Origin of the sequence: Cellulomonas hominis, assembly GCF_014201095.1 — a bacterium.
Lineage (GTDB): Bacteria > Actinomycetota > Actinomycetes > Actinomycetales > Cellulomonadaceae > Cellulomonas > Cellulomonas hominis.
In genome coordinates this window covers 1,317,591-1,334,135 of record NZ_JACHDN010000001.1, presented here as the reverse complement: position 1 = coordinate 1,334,135, position 16,545 = coordinate 1,317,591, and the positions used below count along the sequence as shown (strand labels likewise).

27 protein-coding genes are annotated in these 16,545 nt (G+C 73.3%); all 27 read left to right on the top strand.

The genetic code is table 11. The features are described from left to right. Positions 1 to 6: 6 nt before the first annotated feature. Positions 7 to 600: an HD domain-containing protein gene (locus tag HNR08_RS06305; protein ID WP_146838514.1), complete on the top strand. Its 594-nt coding sequence runs from the start codon at positions 7 to 9 to the stop codon at positions 598 to 600. Continuing rightward, positions 600 to 1,082, top strand: coding sequence for an ASCH domain-containing protein (locus HNR08_RS06300; protein WP_183834872.1), 483 nt, complete (start codon positions 600 to 602; stop codon positions 1,080 to 1,082). Before HNR08_RS06305 ends, HNR08_RS06300 begins: the two co-directional genes overlap by 1 nt. A 35-nt stretch (positions 1,083 to 1,117) precedes the next feature. Continuing rightward, positions 1,118 to 1,561 carry a hypothetical protein gene (locus HNR08_RS06295; protein WP_183834870.1) on the top strand — a complete coding sequence of 148 codons (444 nt, stop codon included), beginning with the start codon at positions 1,118 to 1,120 and terminating at the stop codon, positions 1,559 to 1,561. Next, positions 1,561 to 1,788 carry a hypothetical protein gene (locus HNR08_RS06290; RefSeq protein ID WP_146838510.1) on the top strand — a complete coding sequence of 76 codons (228 nt, stop codon included), beginning with the start codon at positions 1,561 to 1,563 and terminating at the stop codon, positions 1,786 to 1,788. The genes HNR08_RS06295 and HNR08_RS06290 overlap by 1 nt, the downstream gene beginning before the upstream one ends. Next, on the top strand, positions 1,788 to 2,096 hold the full coding sequence (locus tag HNR08_RS06285; protein ID WP_146838508.1) for a hypothetical protein: 309 nt from the start codon (positions 1,788 to 1,790) through the stop codon (positions 2,094 to 2,096). Before HNR08_RS06290 ends, HNR08_RS06285 begins: the two co-directional genes overlap by 1 nt. Next, positions 2,093 to 2,500: a VRR-NUC domain-containing protein gene (locus HNR08_RS06280; protein WP_246803091.1), complete on the top strand. Its 408-nt coding sequence runs from the start codon at positions 2,093 to 2,095 to the stop codon at positions 2,498 to 2,500. Before HNR08_RS06285 ends, HNR08_RS06280 begins: the two co-directional genes overlap by 4 nt. Continuing rightward, the gene (locus tag HNR08_RS06275) at positions 2,497 to 2,832 is read left to right on the top strand and encodes a hypothetical protein (RefSeq protein ID WP_146838506.1); all 336 of its coding nucleotides are present in this window, start codon (positions 2,497 to 2,499) and stop codon (positions 2,830 to 2,832) included. Before HNR08_RS06280 ends, HNR08_RS06275 begins: the two co-directional genes overlap by 4 nt. Further along, positions 2,829 to 3,797, top strand: coding sequence for a hypothetical protein (locus HNR08_RS06270; protein ID WP_183834868.1), 969 nt, complete (start codon positions 2,829 to 2,831; stop codon positions 3,795 to 3,797). Before HNR08_RS06275 ends, HNR08_RS06270 begins: the two co-directional genes overlap by 4 nt. Further along, positions 3,794 to 3,973, top strand: coding sequence for a hypothetical protein (locus HNR08_RS06265; RefSeq protein WP_183834866.1), 180 nt, complete (start codon positions 3,794 to 3,796; stop codon positions 3,971 to 3,973). Before HNR08_RS06270 ends, HNR08_RS06265 begins: the two co-directional genes overlap by 4 nt. Continuing rightward, the gene (locus HNR08_RS06260) at positions 3,970 to 4,395 is read left to right on the top strand and encodes a hypothetical protein (RefSeq protein WP_183834864.1); all 426 of its coding nucleotides are present in this window, start codon (positions 3,970 to 3,972) and stop codon (positions 4,393 to 4,395) included. The genes HNR08_RS06265 and HNR08_RS06260 overlap by 4 nt, the downstream gene beginning before the upstream one ends. A 172-nt stretch (positions 4,396 to 4,567) precedes the next feature. Then, positions 4,568 to 5,518, top strand: coding sequence for an HNH endonuclease (locus tag HNR08_RS06255; protein ID WP_183834862.1), 951 nt, complete (start codon positions 4,568 to 4,570; stop codon positions 5,516 to 5,518). 46 nt (positions 5,519 to 5,564) lie between these two features. Next, positions 5,565 to 6,605, top strand: coding sequence for a hypothetical protein (locus HNR08_RS06250; RefSeq protein ID WP_146838502.1), 1,041 nt, complete (start codon positions 5,565 to 5,567; stop codon positions 6,603 to 6,605). 102 nt (positions 6,606 to 6,707) lie between these two features. Then, positions 6,708 to 7,037, top strand: coding sequence for an HNH endonuclease (locus HNR08_RS06245; protein WP_146838500.1), 330 nt, complete (start codon positions 6,708 to 6,710; stop codon positions 7,035 to 7,037). Between the two features lie 194 nt (positions 7,038 to 7,231). Further along, positions 7,232 to 7,567: a hypothetical protein gene (locus HNR08_RS06240; protein ID WP_146838498.1), complete on the top strand. Its 336-nt coding sequence runs from the start codon at positions 7,232 to 7,234 to the stop codon at positions 7,565 to 7,567. Positions 7,568 to 7,635: 68 nt separating this feature from the next. Further along, on the top strand, positions 7,636 to 8,028 hold the full coding sequence (locus tag HNR08_RS06235) for a hypothetical protein (protein ID WP_146838496.1): 393 nt from the start codon (positions 7,636 to 7,638) through the stop codon (positions 8,026 to 8,028). Then, entirely contained in the window at positions 7,973 to 9,568 is a 1,596-nt protein-coding gene (locus HNR08_RS06230; protein ID WP_146838495.1) for a terminase, read from the top strand. The genes HNR08_RS06235 and HNR08_RS06230 overlap by 56 nt, the downstream gene beginning before the upstream one ends. Then, entirely contained in the window at positions 9,565 to 10,995 is a 1,431-nt protein-coding gene (locus HNR08_RS06225) for a phage portal protein (RefSeq protein WP_246803090.1), read from the top strand. The genes HNR08_RS06230 and HNR08_RS06225 overlap by 4 nt, the downstream gene beginning before the upstream one ends. Further along, a complete protein-coding gene (locus HNR08_RS06220; RefSeq protein WP_146838494.1) occupies positions 10,979 to 11,719 on the top strand; it encodes a VG15 protein in 741 nt (246 codons plus the stop codon). Before HNR08_RS06225 ends, HNR08_RS06220 begins: the two co-directional genes overlap by 17 nt. Before the next feature lie 70 nt (positions 11,720 to 11,789). Beyond that, positions 11,790 to 12,275: a hypothetical protein gene (locus HNR08_RS06215; RefSeq protein ID WP_146838492.1), complete on the top strand. Its 486-nt coding sequence runs from the start codon at positions 11,790 to 11,792 to the stop codon at positions 12,273 to 12,275. A gap of 24 nt (positions 12,276 to 12,299) precedes the next feature. Beyond that, positions 12,300 to 13,214, top strand: coding sequence for a phage major capsid protein (locus HNR08_RS06210; protein ID WP_146838490.1), 915 nt, complete (start codon positions 12,300 to 12,302; stop codon positions 13,212 to 13,214). Next, complete coding sequence (locus HNR08_RS06205) at positions 13,214 to 13,504, top strand: DUF7302 family protein (RefSeq protein ID WP_146838488.1); 291 nt, start codon at positions 13,214 to 13,216, stop codon at positions 13,502 to 13,504. The genes HNR08_RS06210 and HNR08_RS06205 overlap by 1 nt, the downstream gene beginning before the upstream one ends. A 15-nt stretch (positions 13,505 to 13,519) precedes the next feature. Then, positions 13,520 to 14,014 carry a hypothetical protein gene (locus HNR08_RS06200; RefSeq protein WP_146838486.1) on the top strand — a complete coding sequence of 165 codons (495 nt, stop codon included), beginning with the start codon at positions 13,520 to 13,522 and terminating at the stop codon, positions 14,012 to 14,014. Further along, entirely contained in the window at positions 14,011 to 14,349 is a 339-nt protein-coding gene (locus HNR08_RS06195; RefSeq protein WP_146838484.1) for a hypothetical protein, read from the top strand. Before HNR08_RS06200 ends, HNR08_RS06195 begins: the two co-directional genes overlap by 4 nt. 8 nt (positions 14,350 to 14,357) lie before the next feature. Continuing rightward, entirely contained in the window at positions 14,358 to 14,708 is a 351-nt protein-coding gene (locus HNR08_RS06190) for a hypothetical protein (protein WP_183834860.1), read from the top strand. Next, complete coding sequence (locus HNR08_RS06185; RefSeq protein ID WP_183834858.1) at positions 14,705 to 15,136, top strand: minor capsid protein; 432 nt, start codon at positions 14,705 to 14,707, stop codon at positions 15,134 to 15,136. Before HNR08_RS06190 ends, HNR08_RS06185 begins: the two co-directional genes overlap by 4 nt. Further along, positions 15,133 to 15,888, top strand: coding sequence for a phage tail tube protein (locus HNR08_RS22620; RefSeq protein ID WP_183834856.1), 756 nt, complete (start codon positions 15,133 to 15,135; stop codon positions 15,886 to 15,888). Before HNR08_RS06185 ends, HNR08_RS22620 begins: the two co-directional genes overlap by 4 nt. An 85-nt stretch (positions 15,889 to 15,973) precedes the next feature. Continuing rightward, positions 15,974 to 16,489 (top strand): DUF7426 family protein, encoded by a 516-nt coding sequence (locus tag HNR08_RS06175; RefSeq protein WP_146838480.1) that lies wholly within the window; start codon positions 15,974 to 15,976, stop codon positions 16,487 to 16,489. The last annotated feature ends 56 nt before the right edge of the window (positions 16,490 to 16,545 follow it).

The window sequence follows — 16,545 nt, the reverse complement described above, 5'->3', positions numbered from 1 at the left end:
CCGCCGATGACCACCGACCCGATCACCGAACCGGGATGGTCCCGTGGTGCGTGGATGCAGACGCACTCGGGGCGCCGGTTCTACCCGATGGACTCCGTGCCGGCCGACGTCGACCCCAAGGACATCGCGCACGCCCTGTCGCTGCTGTGCCGGTACAACGGCCACGTCGACCGGTTCTACTCGGTCGCCGAGCACTGCGTGCTGATGAGCGAGTATGTCGAGGAGCACCACGGCCCCGAGCTCGCGCTGTGGGCGCTGCTGCACGACGCGACCGAGGCCTACGTCGGCGACATGATCCGGCCCCTGAAGGTCCACATGCCCGCGTACCGGGAGGCCGAGGACCGGGTGATGTGGACGATCGCGTACCGGTTCCGCCTGCTCCGCCCGGGGCAGGCGACGGCCGAGCTCCCGCCCGAGGTCAAGGAGGCCGACTCCCGGATCCTGCTGACCGAGCGCGCCGCCCTGATGTCCGCCACCGCCGAGCCGTGGGACGTCGAGCACCTCGACCCGCTGCCCGTGCCCGTGACCGGCTGGTCGCCGGACCTCGCCGAGGTCCTCTACGCCGAGCGGCTGAGCGAGCTTCTCGCGGGGCGTGCGTGATGCGCGTCCTGACCGTCCGCCAGCCCTGGGCGTGGGCGATCATCCACGCCGGCAAGGACGTCGAGAACCGGGTCCAGACGCTCGGGCCCTACCGCGGTCCCGTGGCCATCCACGCGGGCCTCGGCGAGGTCGACCGGAACAACGACGCCAGTCGCGCACTCCGAGCCGCGCACGGCACCGAGGCGCCGACGCAGCTCCACTTCGGCGCGGTGATCGGCGTCGTCGACCTCACCGACGTGCACCACGACAACACGGTGCGAGGAGCGAGCCTGCACTGCTGCTCGGACAGCGACTGGCACGGGCGTGACCCGCGCTGCCCCGGCATGTGCTCGCCGTGGGCGATGGCCGACCACCACCACCTCGTCCTCGCGAACCCGCGCCCGCTCGCCCGCCCGATCCCGCACCGCGGCGGCCTCGGCCTCCGCCGTGCGCCGGCCGACCTCGTCGCCGCGATCACCGAGCAGCTCGGGGCGGTGGCGTGATGACCTTGGTGGAGACCTTGAGCAGGAGCACGCCCGTGGCGCGCACCGAGCACCCGTGCTCGATGTGCGGGCGCACGATCCGCCCGGGCGAGCGCTACCACCGCTCGTCCCAAGTCAACGACGGGCACGCCTACACCTGGCGCAACTGCGCGCACTGCGAGGTGCTCTCGGAGCTGCTGTGGTGGCTCGACGTCCCGGACCCCGACTACGGCCTCGGCGCGGACGACGTCTCCGAGTGGGAGCCGGAGACCGCCGCCCACCTTCGCCTCAAGGCGCTGTGGGACCGGGGCTGGACCCGCAAGGACGGCGCCCTGCACCCGGTCCCGCGGATCGTGCGGTGCCGCGTGTTCCACCCGTGGCGCGAGATCCCGAGCTGGTTCCAGTGGCACCTGGACCAGGGCGCCGACACGAGCCACTGGGTGCGCGGCACATGGTCGCGCCCAGTGCTCGCCGTCCGCTTCGACGAGGAGCCCGCCTGATGGCCGGCGACCCGACCCTCGCGCACGCCTACGCCGAGGCGCTGCGCCTGTACGCCAGGGACATCACGACGATGGCGCTCGCGGCCGAGTGCGGCACCCGCGACGACCACGCCCGGGCGGCGCTCCGGACGTCGGCGACGTGGCAGAACGAGGTCGAGCCGGCCCGCCGCGCGTGGGAGCTCACGGTCCCGGTCGACTACGAGATCAGCAAGGACCGGGAGGGCTGATGGGCGCGACGGAGAAGCGCGCCGCGGCGTTCCACCCCGGGTCGGGCCCGGGCGGCGCCTCGATGCCCGAACCGAGGGCAGCCACGAGCAGGCTGTGGTCGCGCGTGGCCGCGGCCGCGTGCGGTGTGGCCGTGGCGCTCGCGGCGATCGCGCTGGCGTGGACCGGTCGGTGGGTGTGGGCGGCGCTGCTGCTCGCGGTGTCCTACGCGGTGGGCTGGCTTCGCACGACCTGGGCGTACACGGCCTGGTCCGCTCGTCGGGCACGCCGCCGGTCGGCGAGGCGTACCGCGCGCCGGAGCCTGCTGTGACGGCCCGCCCGCGCTCCGCGGCGTTCCACCCCGGGTCGGGCCCGGGCGGCACCCTGACGACCGCCGAATACGCCGCCGTCCAGGCCGCCGGGATGCGCGAGGCCGACCTGCAGGCCCGGGTGCTGGGCCACGCCCGCGCCCTGGGCTGGCTGGCGTACCACACGCACGACTCCCGGCGCTCGCGGCCGGGGTTCCCGGACCTGGTGCTCGTGAGCGAGCGCAGGGGCCGGGTGCTGTTCCGCGAGCTGAAGACCGAGAGCGGGCGCCTGTCCGACGACCAGCGGACGTGGCTGCGCGCGCTCACCGCGGCCGGGCAGGACGCCGCCGTCTGGCGGCCGGCCGATCTGCTCGCGGGCCGCGTCCTGCACGAGCTGACCAACGACACGAAGGAGCACCGAGCATGAGCACCGCCGAGCACCCGAACCCGCCGCTCCCTCCGCTGACCGCCGAGGACTTCACCAGCGGATCGGGCTACACGTTCCGCGGCGTCCCGGTCATCGAGAACGAGGACGGCACCTACGCCTACACCTTCGGCCACGTCGACCCGGAGACGTTCGCCGCCGCCGTCAGCGACTACGACCGGGAGGTGGCGGGCGAGGACGAGCCGACCGACGCCGACTCCGTCGACCACCGCTACGCGATCACCACCGTGGGGCCGCCCGAGTGGTGGATGACGTGGAAGGACGTCACCGCCGAGACCCCCGGCTCCTTCCCGATCACGGTGGTGTCACGATGACCGCCGACGGCACGAACCCGGTCGTGCGCGCGGGCGTGGTGGAGACGGTGGAGCAGCTCGACGCGCTGCCGTCGTACACGGTCGTGATCGCCAGCCGCACCGGGGAGGCGTGGCAGCGCGGCAACCCGATGGCCGAGGGGTGGCACCTCGCGGGCGGTGACATCTGCGACTACGGCACCGGCGACTTGGTCAAGATGCTCCCCGCCACGATCGTCTACCGCCCCGACGCCCCGCAGCCGGCCACGACGGACGAGGGCCTGGTCACCCGGGCCGAGGTCGAGCGGATGCTCGCCGAGCAGAGCGAGATGGATCGCGCGATGCACGAGGCGTACCGGCCCGAGGTCGTCGCCGAGGTCGCCGTGCACCTGTCCGAGGGGGCCGACTGGGACGCCGTCGCGAAGTGGTGCGGCGGGACGATCTGCACCGGTCAGGAGCCGTCGGGCGAGTACGTGTCCGACATGCACATCCCCGGCGTCGGGACGGCGTGGCAGGGAGCGTGGATCGTCCAGCGGCACGACGGGACGTTCGCGATCCGCGCGGAGGTCGCGGGACCGTCCGAGGCGTCCGTCGCCGCGCTGACCGCCGGTGCCGGGGAGGCGGTGGACCGGGAGGCGCTGGTCGATCTGATCGCTCCGGTGCTGCACGACGACGCGGCCCGGCCGCACGCGTATCGGTCGTACCCGGAGTGCTGCGCTGCGGTGACGAACACCGGGCAGTCGTGCCTCGGGAGGACGCGCCTCACGGCGGGCAAGGTGGCTGACACTGTCCTCGCCGCCCGGGGTGACGCCGCGCCGAGCGTGACCCCGGCACTGCGGGAGCGTCGCCTCCGGGCGTGCGTTGAGCGATGGCCCGAGGCCGAGACCGGCGAGTACAACCCGTCGTGCTGCCGGTTCCCGAAGTCGTGCAGCGCCACGGTGTACGACCCCGAGATGGTCGCAGACGACGACCTGGAGGTACGGCCGTGACCGGCCCCGCCCCGATCCTCGGCTGGGTGCTCATCGCGCTGCTGCTCCTCGGCATCTACATCGGCTTCGCCCGCGCCGTCGGGTCGCGCACCGCCGTCCTGATGGCGTTGAGCCACCTCGCCGTGCTCGCCGTCGCCGTGCTCGCCGCCCACCTCATCCTCGGAGGACCGGCATGAGCGCCGGCCAGCCGGCGGTCTCCGCCGCCCGCACCAGTCAGCCGGCCACAAGGGAGGAGGTGCTGTGCGCGCGGTGCGCGGTCGGTGTCGACGCGGAGCGGGTCGCCGAGGTGACCGCGGTCCTGTCCGCCGCCACGCAGCTCGTGCTGGTGAGCGCGATGCGGCCCGAGGAGGCCATCCGGTCGACCGTGGCCGCCCTCGCTGTCACGCCCGAGTCCCACAAGGCTCCTACCTTGTGCGACGCCGCACAAGGCCGCGACCTCGTCCGCGAGCGCCTCGCCGCCGCCGAGGAGCTGCGCCAGGACATCGGCCGCATCTCGGCCCGGCGCGCCGACGGCGTGACGACCTCGGCTCTGGCCGTGGCGCTCGCGGACGCGGGCTGGGTGAAGGTCCCGCTCGCCGAGTCCTCCGAGGGGAGGTGAGCGAGATGCCCAAGGACGAGACGACCGACCGCCCGCGGGGCCCGCAGCGGTGCGGGTCGTGCGACGGCGTGATCAACCTGGCGACCGGCGAGTGCCGGTGCTCCGACTAGAACGACGAACCATCCCGCAGGCCGGCGCACGCGCCGTCTGCTGCAACTGAGAGGGCGCCCTGGTGGGGTTCTTCCAACTGGACGACAAGGTCTGGGCGGGGCCGAAGTTCGAGGAGCTGCTCGAGCAGGTCGGCCCGGCCCGGGCCGCCGAGGCGATGGGCGTGTGGTCGCTGGCCGGCGCCCGCTGCCGGCACTCGGGGTTCGACGGCCTGATCTCGGAGTCGATGCTCGTCCGCATCTGGGGCGAGCGCCGCATGGTGCGCCGCGCCGCGCAGGCGCTCGTCGAGGTGCGGTTCTGGCACGCCCCGGGGCACGACTGCGAGCGCTGCCCGCAGCCGGAGAAGGGGTCGTGGGTGTTCCACCAGTGGTTCCAGTTCCGCTACCCCACGGGCGAGGCGGAGAAGGTCGCCGTCGCCAAGCGCAAGGAGCTGCGCGACGAGGCGATCGTCGAGGCCGTCTGGGCCCGCGACACCGACCCTGCGACGGGCAAGACGCCGTGCCGCTACTGCGGCCGCGACGTCGCGCGCCCGCGCCACGGGGGCAACCGCAAGACCGAGCTGCTCGGCACGCTCGACCACGTCGACCCGGCGCTCGCGGACGGCGCGAGGAACCTCGTCGTGGCGTGTTCTGAGTGCAACCAGCGCAAGGGTCAGCGGCCGCCGGAGCGTGCCGGAATGACGCTGCGACCTGCACCGACGCGCGTTGCTGAGAACGCTGTTCAAGATCACGGATCAAGTTCCGGCGGTGTGCCCCCCGCGGGCGCGCCCGCGGGGGCGCGCCAGGCGGGGGCTGGGGCGGGGTCGGGTGTGGGTGTCGGCGGGGCGGGGTCGGGCGTGGGCCGGGCAGGGGCTCCGCCGCCGACCGGGGTGCCCGAGGCCGGCTACGGAGGTGGGTCGCCGTGGAAGGGCCACCGCGGACGCGCTCCGGCGCAGCACCTGATCGACGAGGCGACCTGCCCGACCCACCACGAGCCGAGGCCCTGCAGGAAGTGCCACCTGGGAGCGACGCCATGACGACCACGACCACAGCAGCAGCAGACCTCGACGGGAGCACCGACCGATGACGAGCACCGCCCACGTCCACGAGTGGGTCCGCGACGAGCAGCACGACGGCGATCGCGCCTGGGCGTGCACCGAGTGCGAGCAGACCTGCGCGCCGTGCGGCACGTGCGGTCGGCCGTCGGGCTCGTCGCTGCTGCTGTGCCCAGGCTGCGAGAAGCGCGCCGGCGAGATGCTCGACGGCATCGCGCACGCGCTCGACCTGTACGAGCCCGACCCGCGCTCGCCCGTGAAGTCGCCAGGCAACATGCGGCTCGTGCCCGCCGGGCCGCCCGGAGCGCTCAGCTCGCCCGACGAGATCGAGTCCGCGCTGTGGTCGTGGGTCGCGCACTGGGCCGAGTACACCGGCGCCGACAACGCCGCGGCGCTGGACTACCTGCGGTCCCGGCACGTCTGGGCGGCGCACAACCCGGAGGCGAGCGCGTGGCCGGACTACCTCGAGGCGATGCGGGCCCTGCGGGCCGCCGCCCGTCGCATCGCCGGCCTGATGCCCCGACGGCTCGCCGAGCCGTGCGTGCACTGCGGCGGCGACGTCGTGCAGGACTGGGCCGACCGGTCGTGGATGCCCCACGAGGACGGGCTGTCCGACACCGTGCGGTGCCTGCGCTGCCGCACGACGTGGAACGACCGCACGCACTGGCACGACGTCACGGTCGAACACCTCGCCGCGCTGCCCGGCCTTCGCCCCGGCTCGCTCATCACGCTCGCGCACGCCCGGCTGATCTGGCCGAGCGTGCCCGCCGGCACCATGCGCCAGTGGGCGAAGCGGTGGCGCGATGAGGGCGACGAGGCGATCGAGCGGGCCCGGTACTGGTGGGAGCTGCGCTGCGCCCACGAGGCCGGCCGCCGCCCGGCGCTCGTGGGCCCGGACTGGGCCGGGCCGGGAGAGCCGCCGGACCTGCCCGGCTGGCTCCCGCAGCGCGGCACCCGCGACGGCGTCGCGGTGTACCGCGCCGGGGACCTGCTCGCCCTGGTCGCCCGCTGGGAGGAGGCTCGCGCGCGCCGCGCACCCCGGACCTCGCACGAGGCGGCGGCCACCTGATACCGTGCGTAACGCGTAGGGCGTCATCGGCGTACCCGCGAACAGACGACAAGGCCCGGACCGGGACACGGTTCGGGCCTTCGTCGTGTCGGGGAGGTCGCGATGGTCGCCAGCCGCACGGGCAGCACGGCCTACCTCCGAGCTCGTCGGATCGTTCTGACGAGTGCGCGCCGGCAGGGCCTGACGCACTGCCCGGGCTACACCGACGAGGCCGGGGTCTACCACCCGTGCGGGGTCGAGCTCGACTACGTCACGCCGCTGCTGGACAACTCGGCCGAGACCGACCACATCGTCGAGTACCGCCACGGCGGGACGGACGACCCCAGCAACCTCCGGGTCCTGTGTCGCTGGCAGAACCGCGAACGCAGCCGTGAGCGCGCGCCGGTTGCCGTCGCCCCGCCGACCGACTTCCCCGTCTCGCAGGACTGGTGACCCGCGCCGCCGGCCGGCGCCGGCGGCGGGGGTGGGGAGGGTCCCCCCTCGGGGCCAAGGGGGCCCGCCCCCCCGGGGATAGCGGGATCTCTCCCCGCGGGCCGTGGGTGGTTGCGTCCGCGTTTCGTCCGCGTTCTTCCAGGTCAGGGCGCATGCGGTCTGGTCAGCGGCTTCGGTGCGAGAGGGGCGAGCACATGGACGACGGGGAGCGCGCGGAGCGCAGGTTCCGACGCAAGGTCGGTCAGGCGCTGATGGCGGCGCTCGAGGCGGTGCCGGAGATCCGGCCGATGCGGTGCACGATCCACGACCAGGCCCTGTCGGACTGCACGGCCGAGGACCACGAGTGCACGGTGCTCGACGCCGAGCCGTACCCGACGGCGCTGCTGACCGGGTTTGTCGTCACCGTCCAGTTCAACGTCCCGAAGCCGGACCCCGACCACGACCCGACCGAGGGTGCTGCGTTCGTCGCGCCGGACCAGCCCCGCGCGACCACGCTCGGCCTGCTGGCGCTCGCGGGCGAGGCGCTGTGAGGCGCTGAGGAGGTGCCCCGGTGTCACGGACTCCGCCGCCTCGTCGGTGTGCGCTGTGCGGCGGGCCGATGCCGACGCCGAAGGGCACGGGCCGGATGGCGAAGTACTGCTCGGTCGACTGCCGGCGCCGCGCGAACCGCGGGGCCCCGCCGCGCAACCCGGCGACCGAGGCCGCCCGAGCGCCCGCACAGCCCGCCGAGGCGGTCCCCGCCATCTCCGCCCCGCTCGAGGTCCCGGGCACCGGCCGGCGCCTGGACTACCTGCAGCGCCACCGCGACCGGCTCGACCGGCTGCTGGAGAACTGCCCCGCCGACAAGATCGTCCCGGTCTCCAAGGAGTTCCGCGACGTGCTGAACGAGATCGAGACGCTCACGGCCACGGCGCCGCCCGAGGCAGGGAGGCCAGATGAGCCCAGCGGTGGCGGGGCGGGACGTCGATCGTTCGACCCTGCCGCTATCTGAGGTCGCCCGGCACGTTGTGATCCCCGAGGGGATCGTCGACACGCTGTGGTTCCAGGTCGAGGAGCGGTGTCGGGAGTTCGGCGACACCTTCGACACCTGGCAGGACGGTCTGGGGCAGGTCATCCTGGGGTTGCGCGAGGACGGGACGTGGGCCGCGACGGTCGGCGGGGTGGTCATCGCGATCCCGCGGCAGGTCGCCAAGACGTTCATCGTGGGCCGCATCGTGGTGGCGCTGTGCACGATCTTCCCGGGACTGACGGTGCTGTGGACCGCGCACCGCGGCCGCACGTCGACCAAGACGTTCGAGTCGCTCAAGGCGATGGTGCGCCGGCGAGCGGTCAAGCAGCACCTGCAGCCGAGCCGCAACGACGGCATCCGGGGCACGAACGGCGAGCAGGAGATCCGGTTCCGCAACGGGTCGGTGATCATGTTCGGCGCCCGCGAACAGGGCTTCGGGCGCGGGTTCGACGAGGTCGACATCGAGGTGTTCGACGAGGCCCAGATCCTCACCGAGAGCGCGCTCGAGGACATGGTCCCGGCCACGAACCAGTCGCGGTGGCGCCACGGCGCGCTGCTGTTCTTCATGGGCACCCCGCCGCGACCGCGCGACCCGGGCGAGGAGTTCGCGAACCGCCGCAAGGACGCGCTCGCCACCAAGCCGGACGACGTCGTGGTCACCGAGGCCGGCAACACCCTGTACGTCGAGTGCTCCGCGGACCCGGACGTTGGCCAGCCTGGCGGGCCGAGCCTGGACGACCCGGAGCAGATCAAGAAGGCGAACCCGTCCTACCCGCACCGCACGCCGCCGATGTCGGTGGCGCGGCTGCGCGCGAACCTCAAGTCCGACGACTCGTGGCGCCGTGAGGGCCTGGGCGTCTGGGACGAGGACACCGCGGCGACCGTCATCAAGTCCTCGCAGTGGGGCGACCTCGCGATCGACGCCGACATCGCGCCGACCGAGGGGCCGGTCGGCTACGGCGTGAAGTTCTCCGCCGACGGCGAGCGGGTCGGCTGCGGTGTCGCCCGCCTGGCGGAGGACGGCAGCGAGCACGTCGAGGCCCTCGGGGTCGCGCGCACGTCGGACGGCACCGCGGCGCTGGTCGCGTGGCTCGCGGCGCGGGCTCACCTCGGGCGGATCCTGATCGACGGCAAGGCCGGCGCCGGGGACCTGCTGAACGAGCTGCGCGCCGCGGGGGTGCCCCGCCGGCGGGTGGCCGTCATGACCACCGACGAGGCGATCACCGCGCACACCGGGTTCCTGCGGGCGGTGCACGAGGGGTCGCTGACCCACATCGCGCAGCCGGGCCTCGACGCCGCCGTCAAGATCGCGGGCAAGCGGAAGATCGGCCAGGCCGGCGGCTGGGGTTGGCAGGCCGTCACCTCGGACGGCGACGTCACGGCGCTGGACGCGGTGACGATCGCCCGGCATGCGGTGGTCACCGACAAGCGCGCCGCCGCCGCCGGGCGCGCACCGAGCGGCGGGCGCACCGCCGGCGGCAACAGGACGAGCGGACGACGGGCGGGGGTGGTGGTGTCGTGACCTCGCAGATGATCCGCCTCCCCGGCCTGGACGACGACGACGAGCGCGCGCTGAACCACCTGGTGGAGCAGCTCGACCGGCACCAGGGCACGAACCGGCTGCTCGACGCGTACTACGACGCTGAGCGGAACATGCGCAAGATGTTCGGCGGCGTCGTCCCGCAGCAGTACTACCGGCTGGGTCTGGCGCTGGGCTGGTCGTCGAAGGGCGTCGACGCCCTGGGGCGGCGCTGCAACCTCGAGCGCATGGTCTGGGCCGATGGCGATCTCGACTCCTCCGGGTTCCGCGAGGTCTGGGACGGCAACCGCGTCGAGTCCGAGGTCGACCAGGCGATCACCGACACGCTGGTGCACGGCCTGTCGTTCGGCGTCGCCTCTAAGGGCGGGGAGGGCGAGCCTGGCGGGCTGCTGCACTTCTACTCCGCGGTCGACGCCACCGGCGACCGGAACCCCGTCACGCGCCGGCTCGACAACCTGCTGATCGCGCGCGAGCGCGGCGAGCAGAACCGGATCACCGCGCTGTCGCTGCTGCTGCCCGGCCGCACGATCGCCGCGGCGATCGACGGCGGCAGGTGGAAGATCCTGGACGAGTCGGAGCACAAGTTCGGGGTGCCGGCCGCGCCGCTGGTCTACCGCCCCCGCCTGCGCCGCCCGATGGGCCGCTCCCGGCTCACGCGCCCCGTGCGGGGCCTGCAGGACGCCGGCGTGCGGGCCCTCGTGCGCCTCGAGGGGCACATGGACATCTACGCCTACCCCGAGTTCTGGATGCTCGGTGCGGACCCGTCGATCTTCAAGAACCCCGACGGCACCGCGATGGCCGAGTGGATGCAACGCCTCGGGCGGATCAAGGGCATCCCCGACGACCAGGACCTCCTCAAGGAGGAGAACCCCCTGGCCCGGGCGGACGTCAAGAAGTTCGACGCCGCGTCCCCGGCGCCGCACCTGTCGGCGCTGAACGTGTACGCCAAGGCCTTCGCCCGGGAGCTGTCGCTGCCGGACTGGTCGGTCGCCCTGACCGATGTGGCGAACCCGACCAGTGCCGAGGCCTACGACGCCGGCCAGCACGAGCTCATCGCCGAGGCCGAGGGCACGATCCGCGAGCTCACCCCGGCGCTGCGCCGGCTGGTGCCGATCGCGATGGCGATGCAGTCCAACATGGACACCGTCCCGACGCAGTGGTCGTCGATCGACGCGCAGTGGCGCGACCCGCGCTACCAGTCCCGCGCTGCGCAGGCCGACGCAGGGTCGAAGGCGCTCGCGGCGGTCCCTGAGCTCGCGCAGACGGAGGTCGGGCTCGAGCTGCTCGGCCTGACCCCGCAGCAGATCGAGCGGTTCCAGTCCGAGCGGCGCCGGGCGCGCGGGACCGCGACGATCGACGCGCTGCTCGCCGCGGCCCGGCAGGGCGGCACCGGTGGTCTCGCAGGCTGACGGCGAGCGGCTCCGGCAGGTCCAGATCGCCGTCCGCAAGCTCGTGCGCCGCGAGCTGACGGCGTTCTTCGACTACCTGAACCTCTCGCGCCCCGAGGCCGCGCGGGACGCGCTGCTCGAGTTCGTGCCCTACCTGGTCGAGAAGTACGGCGACTCGGCCGCCGCGATGGCCGCCGACTGGTACGACGAGCTGCGCGCCGCGGAGAACGTCCCAGGACGGTTCCGGGCCCTGGCGCAGCCCTCGCCGTACCTCGACGGCGTCGAGGGGACCGTGCGGCGCGCGGCCGGCTCGCTGTTCACCGACACCCCCACGGCCGCCCTGGGCGTCCTGCTCGGCACCACCGAGAAGTACGTGCTGGCCGCCGCTCGGCAGACCATCACGACGTCCGCCGACCGGGACCCCCGCGCGAGCGGTTGGCGGCGGATCACCCGGGCCGGCGCCTGCGACTTCTGCGTGCTGCTCGCCGGGCGCGGTGCGGTCTACAAGGAGCACACCGTGCACTTCGCGGCGCACGGCGGCGCCACCGGCGGGGAGTGCAACTGCGCGGCCGTCCCGGACTGGGACCCCGACGCCCCCGAGGTCGACGTGAAGCTCTACGAGGCCTCCGTGCGCACAACCGCGTGGCGCCTGGCGGCAGCCCGCGGCGACCAGCGCGCCGTCGAACGTCTCGCGCAGCACAACGCGCTCATCCAGCGCGCGATCGCCGAGTACGTCACCCACTGACCTCCCCGCGCTCGTGCGGGGGTACGCCCACGCGTGGCGGTCAACACGCGGTCACCAGGAGGAAGCAGCGATGCCCGATCTCGACAACCCCGAGGGCGGCGACAAGGGCGCCAAGGCCTACGTCCCGCCGGCCACCCAGGCCGACCTCGACGCGATCATCGGCAAGCGGCTCGCCCGTGCCGAGGCCCAGTTCAGCGACTACGACGACCTCAAGGCCAAGGCGGCCCGCCTCGACGAGATCGAGGAGGCCAACAAGACCGAGGCCCAGAAGGCCGCCGACCGGATCTCCGCCGCGGAGGCCGAGGCGGCGTCGGTCCCGGCCAAGGTCGCCGACGGCCTGCGTTCGGCGCTCGTGTCGCTCGGCGTGGTCCCCGAGGACCGAAAGGTGCTGCTCACCGCCACCGACCCCGATGCCCTGCTCGAGCAGGTCAAGGCGATCCAGGGCATCAAGAAGACCGGCGGACGCGACGCGCTCGCCGGGCGTACCCCTTCCACCCCCGGCGGGGCGGACCCGAAGCGTGAGTGGCTTCGCGGGCTGACCGGCCGGGACGACTGATACCAGAGCCCTGAGGAGGCAGCCGTGGCAACCCTGACCACGAGCGACGTCACCCTGCCCACGCAGATCGTGGACGGGATCGTCACGAAGACCAAGACCGGATCGACCATCGCCGCGCTGTCGGGCCAGGAGCCCATGCGGTTCGGTGACGTCACGATCGTGACGTTCGACGACGACCTGACTGCGGAGTTCGTCGAGCAGGGCGGGGCGAAGTCCGAGGACGACGCCAAGCCGTCGAGCGTGGTCGCGAGCCCGCACAAGGCCGTCGTGAACTTCCGCACCAGCGACGAGTTCCTGATCGCCGACGAGGACTACCAGCTCAAGATCCTGGACGAGTTCGAGGACAAGTGCGCGCTCGCCCTGGCCCGCGGCCTGGACCTGGGTGCGTACTTCCGGATCAACCCGCGCACGGGCACCGCGATCACCTCGTGGACCAACTACCTCAACGCGACCACGAACCGCGTCGAGATCACCGCCGACTCCAAGCCCGACCTCGACTTCGAGGCCGCCGCGGGTCTGGTCATCGGGGACGGGTACCGCCCGACCGGTGCGGCCTTCGACCCGTCCTACGCCTGGACGCTGTCGACCGCCCGCTACAACGACGGCCGCAAGAAGTACCCCGAGCTCGGCCTCGGCGTCGACCTGTCCGCGTTCGAGGGCCTGGCGGCCTCGGTGTCCAGCACCGTGTCCGGCAAGGCCAAGGACGGCGACGCGACCGACAACAAGGTCCGGGCGATCGTCGGGAACTACCAGCAGGGCATCCGCTGGGGCGTGCAGCGCACGTTCCCGTTCCGGATGCTCGAGTACGGCGACCCGGACAACACCGGGCGCGACCTGGCCGGCCACAACGAGGTCCTGTTCCGTGCGGAGGTCATCTTCGCCTGGCACGTCTTCGTCGACCAGTTCGCGGTCATCGAGGACAAGGTGGCGAACGCCTGATGGTCCGCCTGATCGCGCCGAACGGCGCCACCGTCAACGTCTCCGACGACAAGGCCAAGCGCCTGCTCGCGGGCAGCGGCTACAAGAAGCCGACCACCCGCAAGACCGCCGACAAGCCCGCCGGCACCTCGCCGCACAGCAAGCTCAAGGTCGAGGACCTCAAGGCGGAGATCGCGCGCCGCAACGAGGGCCGCGAGCCGGACGCCCTGCTGTCCGACGAGGGCACCAAGCCCGAGCTCGTCGCGGTGCTCGACGCCGACGACGCGGCCGCCGCCGGCACCGTCGACTGACAGGAGGCGGTGAGGATGGGCAAGTTCATCACCCCCGAGGACCTCGTCCCGTTCGCGACCATCGCGCCCGCCAAGGCGGACCAGATGATCGCGGACGCCGAGGCCCAGGCCATCCTCACCGCCCCCTGCATCCCCGAGCTGACCGTCGCGCCGGCGGGTGAGTCCGGCCCGAACAAGGCTGTGCGCGAGGCGAAGCTCGCCGCCGTGAAGGGCATCCTGCGCGGGGCGATCCTGCGCTGGAACGAGGCCGGAAGCGGCGCGATCCAGACGCAGATCGCAGGGCCGTTCTCCCAGACCACCCAGTACCAGGGTCGCCGGGCGATGTTCTGGCCGACGGAGATCACCGACCTGCAGAAGGTCTGCGCGACCGGCGAGAAGCCGAGTGCCTTCGCCGTCGACACCGCTCCGGCCTCAGGCGGGCACCCGCCGTGGTGCTCGCTGATGTTCGGCGGCACGACGTGCTCCTGCGGCGTCAGCATCGCCCGCGAGCCGATCTACGAGCCGTGGTGACCGCCATGGACTTCACCCCGCTGCCGGACTGGGCCGCCCCGCACATCGTGCGGATCCGCCCCTACCTCGGCCGGTCCTCCACCGGCCCGGTCTACGGTCCCGCGCGTGACGTGCGGGCGTTCGCCATGGACGAGCGCAAGGTCGTGCGCGACCGCACCGGCGCTGAGGTCGTGTCCGAGTCCGAGGTGCACGTCGACTTCGACCAGGACGTCCCGACCGACTCCTTGGTCACCGTGTGGCCCGGCACCGGGCACGAGCGCGAGGCGCGGGTCATCACCACGTCCCGGCACCACCACCCGACGATCTGGTCGTACCAGACCCTCTCGCTGACGTAGGGGGCGCTGTGGCCGACGACGTCCGGATCACGTGGAACGGGGCGCAGGCCAAGCAGCAGATCCGCCGCGGCGCCGCCCGCGGGGTCCGCCGCGCCGGACAGGACGTGCTCGACGCGTCCCTGCGTGTCGTCCCGCGCGAGGACGACGAGCTCGCCAGGTCCGCCGCCCTCGATGTCGACGACACCGACCTCGTCGCGGCCGTCTCCTACGACACCCCCTACGCCGTGCGCCAGCACGAGGCGCTGAGGCTGCGCCACGACCGCGGCGAGACCGCGAAGTACCTCGAGCGGCCCTGGCGGGCGTCGCAGCGCACGACCGCCCAGACGATCGCCGCCGAGATCCGCAAGGAGACGCAGTGAACACCGTCCGGGTCAGCCACGTCCTGCGCGGCATCGCCGCCCACCTGCACGCCGCCGGCGTCGGCGTCTGGACCGGGCCCGAGGAGGTCGCCCCCGCCGGCAAGACCCTCATCGCGCTCAAGCGGCTGCCGCCGTCTCCGGACCGCGCCCTCGCGATCAGCGTCTACGACCTCGACCTGGACGTCGAGCTCCCGAACACGGGGGTGATGGTCCAGATCCTCTCCCGCGCGCCCGGTGCCGCGGACGAGGTGGACGACCTCGCCGACGACGCACTCGAGGCCATGCACGCCGTCCACCACGCCACCTGGGGCGCACTGCGCGTCGCTCGGTGCGTGCACGAGTCGACCGCCCCTCTGGGCGCGGACGGCAACGGCCGCGAGGAGCGGTCCGACAACTACCGCATCGTCACCCAAGGAGGCACCCCGTGAGCACCCCCACGACCGAGATCGGCTTCTCCTACGAGTACGCCGTCGACGTGAACCTCGCCCTGCCGGGCCAGCCGGACAACTGGCAGCCCATCCGCTTCATCTCCGCGGTGGACCCGCAGGTCACGTCCGTCACCCAGGACGGCGCGACCTACGACGACAACGGTGCCCCGCACCCGATCAAGACCTCGGAGTCCTGGACGCTCGGGTTCACCGTGCAGGCGCACCGCCTCCCGGACGGCACGTACCTGCCCGAGCTCGAGCGCATCCTCGCCCTGGCCGGTCCCGAGGCCGTCGGCAACGCCGCGTCCGGGGTGTTCCGGTGGTACGACGACCCGGTCGGCGCCGAGCCGAACCCGGACGAGGCGTACCAGGGCACCGGCACCGTCGCGGTCACCCGCCAGAACACCGGCAACGACCAGATCGGCGGCTGGACGGTCACCGTCACCGGCCAGGGTCGCCGCCAGCGCATCGCGAACCCGTCGACCGCGTCGTCCGGCGCCGTCCCGACGATCGCGTCCGTGCAGCCGTCCGGCGCCGCCGCCGCCGAGCTGGTGACCATCACCGGCACCGGGTTCGGGTCCGTGACCGGCGCCGCGGGCGTGAAGTTCGGGTCGGCCAACGCCGCCGACTACGAGGTCGTCTCGGGCACGAAGATCGTCGCCTCCCTGCCGGCCGGCTCGGCCGGCTCGGCGCCCGTGACGGTCACCTCGCCCTCCGGGGCCTCCACCCCGGCGGCCTACACCCGGGCCTGACCGCCCCAGACCGCGCGCGGGGCCGGCACAGCCGGGTCCGGCCCCGCGCGCTCCACCCGGCTACCCGGCACGCAAGGAGACCGCCATGGCCCTCAAGGACCTCACCGACTACCTCGACCCCGACCTCGAGATCGCGTACCGCGGGAAGACGTACACCGCCCCGCCGCCGGACAAGGACACCGGCCTCAAGCTCGCCGCCGTCAACGCGATGGGCGTGGCCGTGTACTCCGCTGCGCTCGAGGAGTGCCCGACGTGCGGCCGCAAGGGCTCGCCGGAGGTCCCGGCCGACACGCTCGCGGTGATCGAGTCCATCAAGGACAAGGACGTCGCCGAGCTCGCTCTCGGGGCCGCGCACGCCGAGATGGTCGCCGACGGCGTCCCGGGCCCGCACATCGACCGGTTCGGGCTGTACGCCCTGTACTACTGGACGATGGGCGAGGAGACCGCCGACCAGATCTTCGCGGCCCAGCACGGCGGTGGTGCCACGGGGGGAGCCACCTCGGGGTCTTCGACGTCGCCGCGTGGGCCCCGTTCGGCGTCGGCGAACCGGACCCAGCGACGGGCATCTACCCGCGGTACCGGGGCGTCCCGGCGGAGCTGAAGCCGAAGCACACCCGTCAGCCGGACGGCCCCCGCATCGGCTGGCGGGAGATCCTC